This is a genomic window from Aeromonas sp. 84A (genome assembly GCF_051919345.1).
Taxonomy (GTDB): Bacteria; Pseudomonadota; Gammaproteobacteria; order Enterobacterales; family Aeromonadaceae; genus Aeromonas; species Aeromonas veronii.
This window is the reverse complement of record NZ_JBQBEW010000001.1, coordinates 4,378,109-4,392,292: the sequence shown is the minus strand read 5'-3', so window position 1 is coordinate 4,392,292 and position 14,184 is coordinate 4,378,109. Positions and strand designations below refer to the sequence as shown.

Below are 14,184 nucleotides of genomic sequence, written 5' to 3'. Positions count from 1 at the left end.
CGTTAAACTTATGAAGCAGTCTGTCACCAAGGATGGGATATGATTGGATACTTTCGTGGCTTTTCTCTTATTGAGTTGATGATTGTCATCGCCATCGTGGCGATTCTTGGCACCATCGCTTATCCCGCCTATCAGCAATATGTGCTGACCAGTCATCGTGTCGAAGCCAAGAGCATGCTGTTGAATGCGGCCAATCGGCAAGAAACCTATTTTATGGATTTCAATCAGTATGCATCCTCTGCTGCTGCTCTTGGTATCAGTAGTGCATCTGAGAATGGTCTGTATCAATTATCCATTGCCGTATCAGGCAACACCTACACCTTGTCAGCCAGTGCTGGCGCGGCGACGGCCCAAGCCAAAGATACCGATTGCACGGTGTTTTCCATTAATCAGTTGGGTGTCAAAAGTGCTTCTGGTGCAGCTAGCAATAGCTGTTGGGAATAGCCCATGGTCATTCATGTTTCACCACATCAGAGAGGATTCAGCCTGCTGGAGGTGATGATCACTGCAGTCATCCTGTCGTTGGGGCTGCTTGGTCTGGTTGCTTTGCAAACTCATTCCAAATTTGCCAGTTATGAAGCTCGCCAGCGTACTATCGCCAGCTGGTTGGCAAACGATATGGTTGAGCGGGTACGGATAAATCGCGATAGCTGGGCCGCATCCGGTGCTGTGACCGTCAATCTTGCCGCCAACTTGCCACGCCCGACATGCGCCGCTGCAGATGGCACAATCAGTGCGTGCAGTGCTGCAGATTTACGTAATGCCGACCTTCACTACTGGCAACAAGCCCTGCTTGGGGCCAGTGTGTCGGGGGCGGCATCTTCCTTGAATTCACCGATAGGCTGCGTGGTGCGGCGGGCCAATAATGTATTGGCTGTCGGAATATTCTGGGCTGGCAAGCAAGAGATATCTGATGGGAGGGCTGCTGCCGCCGCAGCAACGCTGATCAATGAGTGTCAACTCTCGACAGCAAATAATCTTTCGAGGCGCCAGTTTATTCTGACGACGACTTTATGAATTCTCGCGGTTTCACGCTGGTAGAGTGGCTGGTCGCTATGCTGCTCGGTCTATTTTTGTTGGCGGGGGTATTCACAGTTTTTGTGATGTCTCGCTCCAGCTCTGAAGATGCCTTTGATCAAAGTGAATTACAGGAAAATGGTCGATTGGCCATTCGACTGATTAGCCAGGATATCAAATGGGCTGGCTTTTTTGGAGCTTATACCGGTCAGTCAACGCAAGTTGGCCCCTCTCTGACCCTCAGTGCTGGTAGCATTGTTCCTGCCAGTAGCGATTGTCTGGATGAGCGTTCTGTCGGTAGTTTGCCATCAAATGCTGGTCCCATCAGGGGGCTATGGGTAAGCCGGGTATCAACCTCCAAAGGATTGGCTGGATTCGCTTGTATTCTCGCTGCTGATCGGGTGGCAAACTCGGATGTTATCAGTATCAAGCGATTGGTAGGGCGTCCTATACCCGCATCAGAGGGATTGGATACAAACCGCTTTTATATGGCAACCAATAGTCAGGAGGCGAGAGTCATCAAGGGGAGCGAAACCAGACCACTCTTTGGTGCCAATAATGAGAGCCAGATCTGGGAATACCAGCATTACATTTATTACTTGTCACAAGAAGATGGTATTCCTGTTTTACGCAAGCGCTATTTGACCGTTAATGGTGGTTCTGCTCTGATTGGTGGCGCTATGGCTGAAGGCGTTGAACATATGGTTCTGATGTATGGTGTTGACGATTCCTTGATCCCTGATGGACGCATAGACAGATATATGTCAACGGACCAAATGACAACACAGCGCTGGAATGAGGGGCGAGTATTGGGGGCTCGGCTTTTCTTACTGATTAGAGCCGCTCGGGAATCAAGTCGCTATAAGAATAACAATAGCTATCAACTCGGTAATATTACGGTTAATGGTGGTGGTGATGGTTATCGCCGTCTGCTCTTGGAAAGCAGTATTGCATTACGCAATCAACAAATAACCACCCGAGGTGGAACATGAGATTGGTTAAAAAAAACCAAGGTGTAGCATTGATTGTTGCACTGGTTATTCTGGTTCCCTTGACTCTGATTGCGGTAGTCGTCATGCAATCCAGTGGTATGAGTCTGAAGATGGCGGGTTCTAGTGCCAGTTTGCAACGAGCGGAGCATGAAGTTGAAGGTACTCTGGAGTCTGCATTGAGCGATACTTCTCTCTCAACACAAATTGCAACGCAGGCAATTGGTACTTCGGCGGCAATAGGCACTACCACTCCTGCTACTACTTTGACAGTCAATACAGAAAGTGTATGCAAACGAAAATTTGAAGCCAGTAGCCAGAATGTAACGCCAGCTTGTCGTTATGCTGAAGCCACCACATCCAGTGCTTATGGCAAGGTGAATAGCCAAATGACCTTTACTGCCGGGGTAGAACAACCCTTGCTCAGTGCCAATTAGGGAGCGGGTGATGAACATAAGGAACTGTTTGTTTACAAGCTTGCTGGTATTGTGTTGCGGAATATCAGGGGCATCTTTGGCGGTAGGTACTGGTTATTCCGATGATACCGAGTTATTTATTTATGACTTTGCCAAAGCCGGGGATTTTCGGCCAAAGGTTCTCTTTATATTCGATAATTCAGGTAGTATGGGGTCGACTACGTTGATGGCAAAAGATGAGTATGACCCTGAATTTTCATATCCAAGGTTGCAATACGATGATGGAAGCAATAATTATATATATTATGCTACCAATGGGACGCCACCCAATATACTCTATTCAGGCTATTCAAAACGCTTTCATAAAGATATAAATGCATGTGGCACATCAACTAATGTTTTAAATGAGAGTGGGTTATTTTCATCAGTGTTTTGGAATTATGTGGTTTCTGGAACAGGATCTAAGAAAAAAGGAGAATGGAAACCATTAAAAAACTATGATGAAGATGCTGTTAAGATTGTTGAATGCCAACAAGATATAACCGCCAAGAATAATGACAATAGTGGTTATAATGGTTCCTATGCATCGATATCAGGTTATCCCATTAATACTAATAGTATTAACTATAGTAAGCCATGGAGTGATAGTTCATCACCTGTTCCCCCTATCACTGGTGGTTCTGAAAGTCTAACAATGTACACAGCTAATTATCTTCGCTGGTATCATGCTCCAGCAAAAATATCAGTTTCCAGATTAACCGTTGCTAAACAAGCTCTTAAGGAATTGGTGCGTTCAACACCAGCTGTTGATTTCGGTTTGGCTGTTTTTAACAGGAATACCGATGGTAGTAATAATGGCGGCAGAATTATAAGAGACATAATAGGTAATGACGTGGTTTTAACTAATGGTAAAACTGGCTCGCAAGACATCATCGACAAATCAAGCAGCCTTACCGCTGAGACCAATACCCCATTGTGTGAAACCATGTATGAAGCATACCTTTATTTTGGTGGGCATGATGTCTATTTTGGGGATGATGATTATTCGCGCCAACCACCGCGAGATACAAATGCTGAGATATCACCCAAAAAATATAAATCACCTTATGATAAATGTTCCAGTGATGCTTATATTATTTATATGACAGATGGTGAGCCCACTTCAGACTCTGCTGCTAATGACCTTGTGGTGGGGTTGTTAAATAAGTCTATTGACCCAAATAAAACTAGTTATAGCAGTACCGTTGGCTATGGTTCTAATAATGCTAAAAGTTATCTAGCTGCGCTAGCCGGTTATATGAAAAACAATGATGTCAATCCATCCTCCTCTGGTAAGCAGACGATTACTACATTCACAGTAGGATTCGGTGATGAAGCAATAAAGGGTGCCGGTAATTTATTGGCTGAAGCTGCTCGACGTGGTGGTGGTAAATATTATCCAGCAACAGATTCTACCCAGCTTAATGAGGCATTAAAATCATCATTATTAGCAATCTTAAAAATGAACACATCGCTTGTTTCTCCGGCGATTGCCACCAATAACTTTGACCGCACACGTAGCCTTAATAATATCTACTACGCCATGTTTGAACCTGGTTCAGGTCCGAGATGGAAGGGAAACTTGAAAAAACTGGTACTTGCACCAGAGAAAGGTTACGTGGTTGATCAAAGTGGTATGCCAGCGATTGGTATCAACGGCACTATCCTTGAGTCAGCTAAAACTTTCTGGTCTTCAACCAGCGATGGTAACAAGGTTGCCGAGGGGGGGGTACAAGAGATGCTGGCAGCTAAAACAGATAGAAGCATCTATATTATTCCTCCTTCAACAAATACATTGAGTGTCTTTCTTGGTAGCAATAGCAAGGCAGCCCTTGAAAGTATGGCTGGCGGTGCAACCCAGCTACGTACAGTCATGAATCTAAATAGCATAGATAACATAGATAGCATACTGAGCTGGACCAAGGGTATTGATGCTTTTGATGAGAATAAAGATGGTTCAAAAACAGATATTAGGGAGGATATTTTAGGGGATCCTCTTCATTCTCGGCCTTTGGTCATCAATTATGGATGTACTAAAACGGAGGGGCAAACTTTTTGCACTCCAGATCTTCGGATAGTGATGGGTACTAATAGTGGTTTTTTACATATGTTTAAAGATGGTGGCACGACTGTTGATGAAAGCTGGGCAATCATGCCCTATCAATTTATTGCCAATCAGAAAGCCTTGCAGGAAAATCTTGAATCATCGGTGCATCTTTATGGGGTGGATTCATCACCTACTGTGCTAATCAATGAACAAGTTAAAGATGGTCATATCAAGTCGTCACAAGGTGACAAGGTGTGGTTATTTACCGGGCTGCGTGGTGGTGGCAAGGCCTATTATGCCTTAAATATATCAAATCCCGACTCACCCTCGCTCATGTGGCGGCTGGATAAAAATAGCACTGGCTTTAGCAAGCTCGGTCAAACTTGGTCTATCCCCGAGGTCGCATTTATTCCAGGCTATGCCACAGTAGTCAATGGTAAAAAAACATATAAGCCTGTCTTGATTTTCTCGGGGGGGTACGATCAGGCAAAAAGCTATTTGGGGCAAGGTGCTGAGGATAGCGAGGGACTGGGGATCTATATCGTTGATGCTGAAACGGGGGCTCTGTTGTTCAGCTTTACCCCGGATGAAAGCAGTGCAAAAAACAAGCAGGTCGCTGGCATGGTTTATAGTATGCCTGGCTCTGTCTCCGTGCTGGATAGCGATGGAGATGGTATTACAGATCGGATCTATGCAGGAGATACCGGTGGCCAGATCTGGCGTATCGATATGAAAGGAGAAGATAAATCCAAATGGACGGCCATCAAGTTCGCCAGTTTGGGAAATGCACATTTAAGTGGAACTGCCAAGAAGTTGGAAGATGATCGCCGTTTCTTTACCCAGCCCGTACTGGTGCGTACCATCAATAAAGGCTGGAAGTATGATGGGACAAAATATCTCTACAGTGAGCGCCCGTTTGATGCCGTATTGATAGGCAGTGGTGATAGAAACCGCCCCTCTTCGGAATCGACCACCAAAAATGTGTATGTGATGCTGCGTGATTACAATGTCAATCCGACTTTGTTTGGCATAGATCCAGATACTGATGAAAGTCCTTCTGCCATTACATTAGAGAATCTTTATGATGTGACCAGTGATCCCTTCATTGGTTTAAATGAAGAGCAGATTGTTAATACAACAAAGGCTCTTACCAGTAAGCTAGGATGGAAATTCTGGCTCAATGAAAGCGGCGAAAAATCAATGGGAGCTGGTTTGGTGTTGCAAGGCAAGCTTTACTTCACCTCTTTCCTGCCTCAGGTTCAGGACTTCCAGCAGTGTACCATCCAATCCATCGGTACTATGCGCCAGTATATGATTGATATGCACTACGGCACATCGTTCAAATATGTGCTGGATAGTAACAATCAGGAGGTTATTCAGCGTTATGTCGAAGTGCAAAATAAGGTCGCTGATGATCTGGTAATTCATGGTGGTGATGATGGCCGGATCAGGATTATAGGTGGTGCTCCGGGCAATGAGGTCATCCTCAAAGATGATGGACAGGGAGAGTCAGAACGTTGTACCGGCGAAGGAGAATGCTCACAAGGTGCGGAGGAGGCAAAAATGGATATGTCTCCCAAGAAAATCTATCTCTATGAAGGAGAACAGGGATGAAACGCATTCTACTCTGGTGTGTGGGTTTGCCCTTGTTGGTTCATGCTCAAACGGAAGACATAAAATGTTACGTCACTCTGGAAGGTGGCGTGCAGATGGTGTTGCAGCAACCGGTTGCTGATACGAGCAAGGCAAATCTGGTCAGGGTCTTTAAACAGAAAGGTTATGAGATTGATGGGGTCGTGCATCTTGTCACAGAGGTAATCGAGTGCGTTCCTTTGGCGGCCACCTTTTCGTTGGCTGATGCAAAAAAACAAGATGAAATCCAACCCAGATAATGTTGGTTATTGAGTAGGGTAAAGGGGCTAAGAACAACTCAGCCCCTTTTTTTCGCTTCTGCTTCTGCCGGATGGGGAAACGATGATATCGACTCGGGGTGCCTGGTCGATACAAAACCGGAGTGTCATGTTGGTGCCAATCGCAGTGCCATCTGGACTAAATCGCACAAATTGTCGATTGGCCGTCACGGTATGTTTCTCAAGAAAGGGTTCTGTTGCTGATAACAAGATATCGCCACTTGCAATATCGAATTGGCGATCCTGATTGGCGTCGATAAAGACAAGCATGCGTTGGGCGCCTGCTTGATTTGCGAGTACGCAGCCTTCTTTTGTGGAGTTTCTGACAGGCATGGCAAGACATGCTGTGACGGGTTGCTGCTGTGTGATGGCTTGCCGTTGGCCGAAGATCAGGTGGTCCTGCAAGTTTCTTGTGTAGATGTCGCTGTCGGTAGATGTCAGCAGATTTGCCAATGACGGCAGTCCCAAGGTCAGCAGGATGGTTGTCAGGCTTGCAGATATTAAAAACTCAAGCAGGGTAAATCCATTTCGTGCCATAGCGTATGAGTCCTTGTTCAAAGGAGACTCTAAGCATAGCTATTGGATTGAAATGGATCCTTTTGTGCTCGTGTGTGTTTCGCGGTAGTTAATGCTGGTCATGGACATACAGCACCACTTGCCTGGCTATGGGCACGTCCAGCATGCATTACATTAATCGTCACACTATTTTCACCGCTAATACAAAGCGAAAATATAACTTCAATATTGGCTTCATCAGGCGGGACTTCCGTTATGGTGCCGACCGGGTTGAAGCGCAGCGCCTGTGCATCGGCGGAAATGGTCAGTTCTGCAGGAAACTCTGGACTGGCAGCAATAGTTGCTTCGTTACCATTAAGCTTCAGGTCGCCATTACTATCGATAAAGGCGAGTAGCCGGTTAGTTCCACGCTGATTGGCTGGGATGCAACCTTCTACTGCAATGTTATTACTCAGTGTCACGGTGGTCAGGCAAAGCGTGACGGTCTGCTGGTTGGAGATAGCCTGTTGTCTGGCATAGTTTAAGTGGTTGAGAAGGCTTTTTTCCTGGGTCGCCAAATTATTGCTGCCAAGCAGGTTAGAGAGGGAAGGAATACCAATCCCCAACAGAATGACGCCCAGCGCAATGGCTATCATCAACTCCATCAGGGTAAATCCGGCGTTTTTCATATCTGCGAAGGCCTGTCGTTCCGTGACTATCTACAGCTTATCCTTCTCACTGGTTGCTGTCACACGGTTACGCCTGTCTTGAACTGGCAGATTGCCCCCCTTTTCTTTATCATTCCCCATCATTTTCGAATTCAAGATGCATCGCCATGGCAAAAGCCCTCTCTCTGATGCTTGCCCAGTTGAATCTGACGGTAGGCGCCATCGAAGATAACACTGACAAAGTGCTCGCTGCGGCAGCTCAAGCCGAACAGCAAGGTGCCGATCTGCTGGTCTGCTCCGAGCTGGCCCTGACCGGTTATCCACCGGAAGATCTGTTGTTGCGTGCCGATCTGATGATCCGGGTCGAAGCCGCGTTGGCTCGTGTTGCCGAATGGCAGGGCAACTGTGCCATTTTGGTGGGTCACCCTTGGCGTGAAGGAGAGGCGCTCTACAACGCGGCTTCCCTCTATGAGCAGGGCCAGCTGATTGCCCGTTACTTCAAGCAGGATTTGCCCAACTACGGCGTGTTCGATGAGAAGCGCTACTTTACCGCTGCAAGCGAGACCTGCGTGGTGCCGTTCCGTGGTCACCAGCTAGGGCTGCTCATCTGTGAAGATCTGTGGCAGCCGGGCCCGGCGCTGGCCGCCAAGGCGGCGGGGGCCGAACTGCTGCTCACCATCAACGCCTCGCCCTATGATCAGGAGAAACCCTGGATCCGCCGCGAACTGATGGCCGAGCGCTGCGATCAAACCGGTCTGCCGCTGGTCTACCTCAATCAGGTCTGCGGTCAGGACGAGCTGATTTTCGACGGCTGCTCCAAGGTGTTCAGCAGCCAGGGCGAGTTGACTCACAAGCTGGCCCCGTTTGCCGAAGAGCTGGCGCTGGTACGTTTTGCTGATGGCCAGCCGGTGAAGGAGCGGGAGCCCGCTGCGCCGCTGGAACCCTTGGCCGAGACCTATCAGGCGCTGGTGCTGGCGGTGCGCGACTATGTCACCAAGAACGGTTTCCATGGTGCCGTACTGGGTCTCTCCGGCGGTATCGACTCGGCGCTGACGCTGGCCATCGCGGCCGATGCCATCGGGGCCGACAAGGTGCAGGCGGTGATGATGCCGTTCCGCTATACCGCCCAGATGAGCGTGGAGGATGCCAAGGAGCAGGCCGAGCGAATGGGGGTTGAGTTCAACATCATCTCCATCGAGCCGATGTTCGAAGGGTTTATGGCCCAGCTGGCGCCGCTGTTTGCAGGCACTGCCCGTGATACTACCGAAGAGAACCTGCAGGCGCGCTGCCGCGGTGTGCTGCTGATGGCGCTCTCCAACAAGCGTCATCGCATCGTGCTGACCACCGGCAACAAGAGCGAGATGGCGGTTGGCTATGCGACTCTTTACGGTGACATGGCCGGTGGCTTCGACGTGCTGAAAGATGTGCCCAAGACGCTGGTGTTCAAATTGTGCGAATATCGCAACTCGGTCGACTACGTGATCCCGCAGCGGGTTATCGACCGCCCTCCTTCAGCGGAGCTGGCGCCGGATCAGGTGGATCAGGACAGCCTGCCGCCATACGACATCCTCGATGCCATCCTCAAGCGTTACGTGGAAGAGGATGCCTCGGTCGCCGACATGGTGGCCGAAGGCTTCGAGGAAGCGGTGGTGCGCAAGGTGATCCGCCTGGTGGATCTCAACGAATACAAGCGCCGTCAGGCGGCGGTCGGGCCCCGCATCACGGCTCGCAACTTTGGTAAGGATCGCCGTTACCCCATTACATCCGGGTTCGGCAAACAGAACTGGTAAGGAGTCACCATGAAGAAGATTGAAGCCATCATCAAACCGTTCAAGCTGGACGATGTGCGCGAGGCCCTGGCCGAGATCGGTATCAACGGCATGACCGTATCCGAAGTCAAAGGCTTCGGCCGCCAGAAGGGCCATACCGAGCTCTATCGCGGCGCCGAATATATGGTCGACTTCCTGCCGAAAGTGAAGGTGGAGCTGGTGGTGCAGGACGAGGATCTCGATGCCTGCCTGGAAGCGATCCAGAACACCGCCCGTACCGGCAAGATTGGTGATGGCAAGATCTTCGTCTGCGAGGTGGAGCGTGTCATTCGTATCCGTACCGGCGAAGAGAACGAAGACGCGATCTGACCTTGGCTATCTCTTTACCTGACCAGAGGCGTGAAGTGTGGCCTCATTTGATGGGGTGGATGCGCTTTGTGGTGGTCGCAAGCCTGTTGGCGGGCCTGACTGCTTGCAGTACCCGTCCACCGGCCCAGCCGGAGAATCTGTGCCAGATCTTTCGCGAGAAGCCTGACTGGCACAAGGCCGCGCTCAAGATGAACGAGAAGTGGGGGACGCCGATCCATGTGGTGATGGCCATGATGTATCAGGAGTCCTCTTACGTACATGATGCCCAGCCGCCGATGCAGTATTTCCTCTTCATCCCGACCGGGCGGGCCAGTTCGGCTTATGGTTATGCTCAGGTCAAAGATGAAACCTGGGCGGATTACCAGCGAGAAACCGGCAACAGCTGGAGTGACCGCGATGATTTTGCCGACGCCATCGATTTTATGGGTTGGTACACTAACAAAGCCCAGCGGCTAAATGGCACCTCCAAGTGGGATGCCTATGGCCAGTACCTCAACTATCACGAAGGGTGGGGTGGCTACCGGCGTGGCAGCTATCGCAGCAAGGGGTGGTTGATGAAGACCTCTCGCAAAGTGGAAGCTCGCGCCCAGCGCTACGGCGCCCAGTACCGTCAATGCAAGGATCAGCTCTCCCGTGGGGGCTGGTTCTGGTAACCAAATCAGGAGTCAGAAATGCCGTTATTGGACAGTTTTACCGTTGACCACACCCGTATGGAAGCGCCAGCGGTGCGTGTGGCCAAGACCATGCAGACCCCGAACAAGGACACCATTACCGTGTTCGACCTGCGTTTCTGCGTACCGAATCAGGAGATCCTCTCCGAGCGCGGTATCCATACGCTGGAGCACCTGTTCGCCGGTTTTATGCGTGATCACCTGAACGGCAATGGCGTGGAGATCATCGATATCTCCCCCATGGGTTGTCGTACCGGTTTCTACATGAGCCTGATCGGCGCGCCGGACGAAGCCCGTGTTGGCGCAGCCTGGCAGGCGGCCATGAGCGACGTGCTGACCGTGCAGGATCAGGCCAAGATCCCCGAGCTGAACGAGTATCAGTGCGGCACCTACAGCATGCACTCGCTGGAAGAGGCGCACGCCATCGCCCGTCATGTGCTGGAGCGCGGTATCGGCGTCAACCATAACGACGAGCTGGCCTTGCCGGAAGAGAAGCTGAAGAGTCTGTGAGGCTGATGAGCTGTCGCTCATTAGGTAACCTCTTCAGGTAATGTTAAAAGAGCCGGTCAGCCATGCTGACCGGCTCTTTTTTATTCCGCCCGATCGCGGTTATGGGGATCACTTGCTCCCCTTGCCGACTCTGATTAGGATGGTTTTTTACCTGAACCTGTTGGCAGAGGTGTGACGATGAAAGGGATACTGCTGCACTGGCTGGCCCGTTACGACGCGTGGTGCGAGGAGTGGGGGCTCACTCAGGAGAACCGGCGCTGCTGCACACCGGTTCGTTATGATGATGATTCAAGCAAAGAGCGAGCTTGCGCAGAAGAGGCTGAGCTCAATCAAAATTGCGGGTCACGGCACCGGTAACGCTGTTGTACTCGAAGCCGAGGCCATTCGGGTTATCTGGGAAACGGCCGATAGAATCACGCAGAATATAGCTGCAATTGTTGTGAGTTTGGCCATGCTCGTCGGTTGTATAACTGTCGCTAACAGTCGATAGGTAGTCGGCTTTGTCTTGCAACGTTTGGCTTTTATTGCTGGCTTCAACCGTGTATTCAGTTTCGAGTAGCTCCTCGAAGACAAGCTTGCAGTCATCATTGCCGGAAATTGAAATATAGTCAGATGGCAATTTGCTCAGGTCATACGTCTCGTTTATACCTTTTCCTCTGGCTTCTTCGGAGCCTACTGGCCAGCCATAGAGATTGATGTCCATATTCTTGGCACCAAAACTTCCCAGATTATATAGAGCGAGAGCTTGTCCTTGTGTGGTTACTGCCCAGCCAGCATGAGCCAGCTGAACTGCACTGGCAAAGCTGCCTGCGGTCGCCGAGACCGTGCTTTTCAGGGCATCATCCTTGATATTGATAAAGCGGGGCAGGGCGGTGACGGCCAGGATCCCCAGCACTATGATCACCAGCACCAGTTCAATCAGGGTAAAGCCGTTGTTTCTGTTGTTCATCATGTTCAATGACCCATTAAATACCGCAAACAGGTGTGAGTGATATGCAACTGATAGATACCCATTGCCATCTCGACTTTCCGGTATTCGACCAGGACAGGGAGGCACTGCTGGCCCGTTGTCGGGCATTGGGGGTGACGGAGTATATCATTCCTGCCATCGCAGAGGATAACTGGACTCGTGTGATGGCACTGGCAGAGCAACATGACGGCCTCTTTTACGGTCTGGGCATTCATCCCTGGTATGCCGGTGAACAGCGGGAGGGGGTGATGGAGCGGCTGCGAACGCTGGTAATGAGCCAGCCTGCCGGGCTGGTGGCCATAGGCGAGTGTGGGCTGGACCTCCGTTCTCACGTGCCGCAGGAGGGGCAGCTTGCGCTGTTTGAGGCTCAGATCCGGCTGGCTGCAGATGCCGGGCTCCCCCTGATGATCCACTCGGTGCGCGCCAATGACACTGTGGCCAAGCTGTTGCGCCGCTTCAAGCCGCCTCGTGGCGGGGTGATCCATGCTTTCAGCGGTTCGTTGCAGCAGGCGGAGGCCTTCTGGCAACTGGGCTTTCGACTCGGGGTGGGCGGGGTAATCAGTTTTGAACGGGCAAACAAGACGCGAGAGGTATTTCGGGCCATGCCGCTCGAGGCCCTGGTGCTGGAAACCGATTCGCCCGATATGCCCTTACAAGGTGAGCAAGGCACCCGGAATACCCCGGAAGCGCTGCCGAAAATAGCGGAAATATTGATGACCTTGCGGGAGGAATCATCGGCAGATGTTGCCAAGGTGTTATTTGAAACTGCCCAGCATATTTTCCATCACGACCAATAGCCATGAAACAAATTCGCAACACCTGATTTAGTTGTCAGGAAAAAAAATGAGCGTAAAAATCGTTTGCTGTCTAATTTTGTGACACTTGGACATTTTGATAACGATAAAATGTGACCAGCATTCTATTTTATCGGACTTTAATTAGTATAATGCGCTCCCCTTGATTAGTTGGGTTTAATAACAACTCGCTAACAAGCCAGGTGCTACTAGAGGAAGATAATAATGAATTTGTTCATGGGTCTGGTAGGGATGGCGACGCTCGTCCTTATCGCGGTGCTGTTCTCCAGCAATCGCAAGGCAATCAACGTTCGTACCGTTGTCGGTGCGTTCGCAATTCAAGCCGGTCTGGGGGCGTTTGTACTCTATGTTCCGGTTGGTCGCGATATCCTGGTCGGCGTATCCGACGCGGTATCCAGCGTGATCAGCTACGGCCAGAACGGGATCGACTTCCTGTTTGGCGGTCTGGTCAGCAACAAGATGTTTGAAGTGTTCGGTGGCGGCGGCTTTGTCTTTGCCTTCCGTGTTCTGCCGGTCATCATCTTCTTCTCTTCCCTGATTGCAGTGCTCTACTACTTGGGCATCATGCAGATGGTCATCAAGTTGCTGGGCGGCGGTCTGCAGAAAGTACTGGGTACTTCCCGCACCGAATCCCTGTCTGCAACTGCCAACATCTTCGTCGGTCAGACCGAAGCGCCGCTGGTGGTTCGTCCCTACATCTCCAAGATGACTGACTCCGAGCTGTTCGCCGTCATGTGTGGTGGTCTGGCTTCCGTTGCCGGTTCCGTACTGGCCGGTTACGCCTCCATGGGCGTGAAGATGGAGTACCTGATTGCTGCCTCCTTCATGGCTGCACCGGGTGGTCTGCTGTTCGCCAAGCTGCTGGTTCCCGAGACCGAGACCCCGAACTACGACGAAAGCTCTGCCGATGCCGAGCTGGATGACAAGCCTGCCAACGTCATTGACGCTGCTGCTGCTGGCGCTTCTGCCGGTATGCAACTGGCCCTGAACGTCGGCGCCATGCTGCTGGCCTTCATCGGTCTGATCGCCATGATCAACGGCATCTTCTCCGGTGTGGGTGGCTGGTTCGGTTATCCGCAACTCTCTCTGGAACTGCTGTTGGGCTGGATCTTCTCCCCGCTGGCCTTCCTGATCGGTGTGCCCTGGAATGAAGCCGTGGTTGCCGGTTCCTTCATCGGTCAGAAGCTGGTAGTGAACGAGTTCGTGGCTTACCTGAACTTCGCTCCGTACCTGAAAGACGAAGTGCTGATCAACGGTGTGGCCATGTCCGATCACACCAAGGCGATCATCTCCTTCGCACTGTGTGGTTTTGCCAACCTCTCCTCTGTTGCCATCCTGCTGGGTGGTCTGGGGTCCATGGCGCCGAACCGCCGCGGTACCATTGCACGCTTTGGTCTGAAAGCCGTATTGGCTGGCTCTCTGTCCAACCTGATGTCTGCCACTATCGCAGGCTTCTTCCTGGCACTGTCCGGCATGTAATAGCCGTCTGACTGACAGGG

Annotated in this window: 15 protein-coding genes; 12 read left to right on the top strand and 3 right to left on the bottom strand. The window is 50.9% G+C overall.

Annotation, left to right across the window (positions count from 1 at the left end):
• The first annotated feature begins 39 nt into the window (after positions 1 to 39).
• Genes ACTG20_RS19895 through tapY2 form a run of 6 tightly spaced genes read left to right on the top strand, consistent with a single transcriptional unit; the run spans position 40 to position 6,400 of the window.
• Positions 40 to 444, top strand: a complete 405-nt coding sequence (locus ACTG20_RS19895; protein WP_005358030.1) for a type IV pilin protein — start codon at positions 40 to 42, stop codon at positions 442 to 444.
• Positions 445 to 447: 3 nt separating this feature from the next.
• Positions 448 to 1,017, top strand: a complete 570-nt coding sequence (pilV, locus tag ACTG20_RS19890) for a type IV pilus modification protein PilV (RefSeq protein ID WP_194495119.1) — start codon at positions 448 to 450, stop codon at positions 1,015 to 1,017.
• Positions 1,014 to 2,009 carry a PilW family protein gene (locus tag ACTG20_RS19885; protein ID WP_080768699.1) on the top strand — a complete coding sequence of 332 codons (996 nt, stop codon included), beginning with the start codon at positions 1,014 to 1,016 and terminating at the stop codon, positions 2,007 to 2,009. Before pilV ends, ACTG20_RS19885 begins: the two co-directional genes overlap by 4 nt.
• On the top strand, positions 2,006 to 2,443 hold the full coding sequence (gene tppD, locus ACTG20_RS19880) for a type IVa pilus pseudopilin TppD (protein WP_074042661.1): 438 nt from the start codon (positions 2,006 to 2,008) through the stop codon (positions 2,441 to 2,443). The genes ACTG20_RS19885 and tppD overlap by 4 nt, the downstream gene beginning before the upstream one ends.
• 10 nt (positions 2,444 to 2,453) lie before the next feature.
• Entirely contained in the window at positions 2,454 to 6,122 is a 3,669-nt protein-coding gene (locus tag ACTG20_RS19875; protein ID WP_439987348.1) for a pilus assembly protein, read from the top strand.
• Complete coding sequence (gene tapY2 / locus ACTG20_RS19870) at positions 6,119 to 6,400, top strand: type IVa secretion system protein TapY2 (protein ID WP_139442993.1); 282 nt, start codon at positions 6,119 to 6,121, stop codon at positions 6,398 to 6,400. The genes ACTG20_RS19875 and tapY2 overlap by 4 nt, the downstream gene beginning before the upstream one ends.
• 27 nt (positions 6,401 to 6,427) lie before the next feature.
• Here the strand turns inward: tapY2 and ACTG20_RS19865 are convergent, their stop codons facing one another.
• Complete coding sequence (locus ACTG20_RS19865) at positions 6,428 to 6,955, bottom strand: GspH/FimT family protein (RefSeq protein WP_194495123.1); 528 nt, start codon at positions 6,953 to 6,955, stop codon at positions 6,428 to 6,430.
• 98 nt (positions 6,956 to 7,053) lie between these two features.
• Positions 7,054 to 7,602, bottom strand: a complete 549-nt coding sequence (locus tag ACTG20_RS19860) for a GspH/FimT family pseudopilin (RefSeq protein WP_194495125.1) — start codon at positions 7,600 to 7,602, stop codon at positions 7,054 to 7,056.
• A 146-nt stretch (positions 7,603 to 7,748) separates the two neighbouring features.
• Here ACTG20_RS19860 and ACTG20_RS19855 point away from each other — a divergent pair, with 146 nt between their 5' ends.
• Genes ACTG20_RS19855 through luxS form a run of 4 tightly spaced genes read left to right on the top strand, consistent with a single transcriptional unit; the run spans position 7,749 to position 10,900 of the window.
• Positions 7,749 to 9,371, top strand: coding sequence for an NAD+ synthase (locus tag ACTG20_RS19855; protein ID WP_194495127.1), 1,623 nt, complete (start codon positions 7,749 to 7,751; stop codon positions 9,369 to 9,371).
• A gap of 9 nt (positions 9,372 to 9,380) precedes the next feature.
• Positions 9,381 to 9,719, top strand: a complete 339-nt coding sequence (gene glnB / locus ACTG20_RS19850) for a nitrogen regulatory protein P-II (protein ID WP_005308848.1) — start codon at positions 9,381 to 9,383, stop codon at positions 9,717 to 9,719.
• A 59-nt stretch (positions 9,720 to 9,778) separates the two neighbouring features.
• Positions 9,779 to 10,372 carry a transglycosylase SLT domain-containing protein gene (locus ACTG20_RS19845; RefSeq protein WP_272502552.1) on the top strand — a complete coding sequence of 198 codons (594 nt, stop codon included), beginning with the start codon at positions 9,779 to 9,781 and terminating at the stop codon, positions 10,370 to 10,372.
• Between the two features lie 18 nt (positions 10,373 to 10,390).
• Positions 10,391 to 10,900, top strand: coding sequence for an S-ribosylhomocysteine lyase (luxS, locus tag ACTG20_RS19840; protein WP_005340462.1), 510 nt, complete (start codon positions 10,391 to 10,393; stop codon positions 10,898 to 10,900).
• 325 nt (positions 10,901 to 11,225) lie between these two features.
• Here the strand turns inward: luxS and ACTG20_RS19835 are convergent, their stop codons facing one another.
• Positions 11,226 to 11,852 carry a type II secretion system protein gene (locus tag ACTG20_RS19835; protein ID WP_194495129.1) on the bottom strand — a complete coding sequence of 209 codons (627 nt, stop codon included), beginning with the start codon at positions 11,850 to 11,852 and terminating at the stop codon, positions 11,226 to 11,228.
• A gap of 41 nt (positions 11,853 to 11,893) precedes the next feature.
• Here ACTG20_RS19835 and ACTG20_RS19830 point away from each other — a divergent pair, with 41 nt between their 5' ends.
• Both ACTG20_RS19830 and ACTG20_RS19825 read left to right on the top strand, forming a co-directional pair.
• On the top strand, positions 11,894 to 12,667 hold the full coding sequence (locus ACTG20_RS19830) for a TatD family hydrolase (protein ID WP_194495131.1): 774 nt from the start codon (positions 11,894 to 11,896) through the stop codon (positions 12,665 to 12,667).
• Between the two features lie 222 nt (positions 12,668 to 12,889).
• Positions 12,890 to 14,164, top strand: coding sequence for a NupC/NupG family nucleoside CNT transporter (locus tag ACTG20_RS19825; protein ID WP_019445565.1), 1,275 nt, complete (start codon positions 12,890 to 12,892; stop codon positions 14,162 to 14,164).
• Positions 14,165 to 14,184: the final 20 nt, after the last annotated feature.

What these genes read in the sequence shown, in the direction of transcription:
- glnB (WP_005308848.1), top strand. Translation starts at nt 9,381, where the DNA reads ATGAAGAAGATTGAAGCCATCATCAAACCGTTCAAGCTGGACGATGTG.
- tapY2 (WP_139442993.1), top strand. Translation starts at nt 6,119, where the DNA reads ATGAAACGCATTCTACTCTGGTGTGTGGGTTTGCCCTTGTTGGTTCAT.
- ACTG20_RS19825 (WP_019445565.1), top strand. Translation starts at nt 12,890, where the DNA reads ATGAATTTGTTCATGGGTCTGGTAGGGATGGCGACGCTCGTCCTTATC.
- ACTG20_RS19830 (WP_194495131.1), top strand. Translation starts at nt 11,894, where the DNA reads ATGCAACTGATAGATACCCATTGCCATCTCGACTTTCCGGTATTCGAC.
- ACTG20_RS19845 (WP_272502552.1), top strand. Translation starts at nt 9,779, where the DNA reads ATGCGCTTTGTGGTGGTCGCAAGCCTGTTGGCGGGCCTGACTGCTTGC.
- ACTG20_RS19875 (WP_439987348.1), top strand. Translation starts at nt 2,454, where the DNA reads ATGAACATAAGGAACTGTTTGTTTACAAGCTTGCTGGTATTGTGTTGC.
- ACTG20_RS19860 (WP_194495125.1), bottom strand. Translation starts at nt 7,602, where the DNA reads ATGAAAAACGCCGGATTTACCCTGATGGAGTTGATGATAGCCATTGCG.
- pilV (WP_194495119.1), top strand. Translation starts at nt 448, where the DNA reads ATGGTCATTCATGTTTCACCACATCAGAGAGGATTCAGCCTGCTGGAG.
- ACTG20_RS19895 (WP_005358030.1), top strand. Translation starts at nt 40, where the DNA reads ATGATTGGATACTTTCGTGGCTTTTCTCTTATTGAGTTGATGATTGTC.
- luxS (WP_005340462.1), top strand. Translation starts at nt 10,391, where the DNA reads ATGCCGTTATTGGACAGTTTTACCGTTGACCACACCCGTATGGAAGCG.
- ACTG20_RS19855 (WP_194495127.1), top strand. Translation starts at nt 7,749, where the DNA reads ATGGCAAAAGCCCTCTCTCTGATGCTTGCCCAGTTGAATCTGACGGTA.
- ACTG20_RS19865 (WP_194495123.1), bottom strand. Translation starts at nt 6,955, where the DNA reads ATGGCACGAAATGGATTTACCCTGCTTGAGTTTTTAATATCTGCAAGC.
- tppD (WP_074042661.1), top strand. Translation starts at nt 2,006, where the DNA reads ATGAGATTGGTTAAAAAAAACCAAGGTGTAGCATTGATTGTTGCACTG.
- ACTG20_RS19885 (WP_080768699.1), top strand. Translation starts at nt 1,014, where the DNA reads ATGAATTCTCGCGGTTTCACGCTGGTAGAGTGGCTGGTCGCTATGCTG.
- ACTG20_RS19835 (WP_194495129.1), bottom strand. Translation starts at nt 11,852, where the DNA reads ATGATGAACAACAGAAACAACGGCTTTACCCTGATTGAACTGGTGCTG.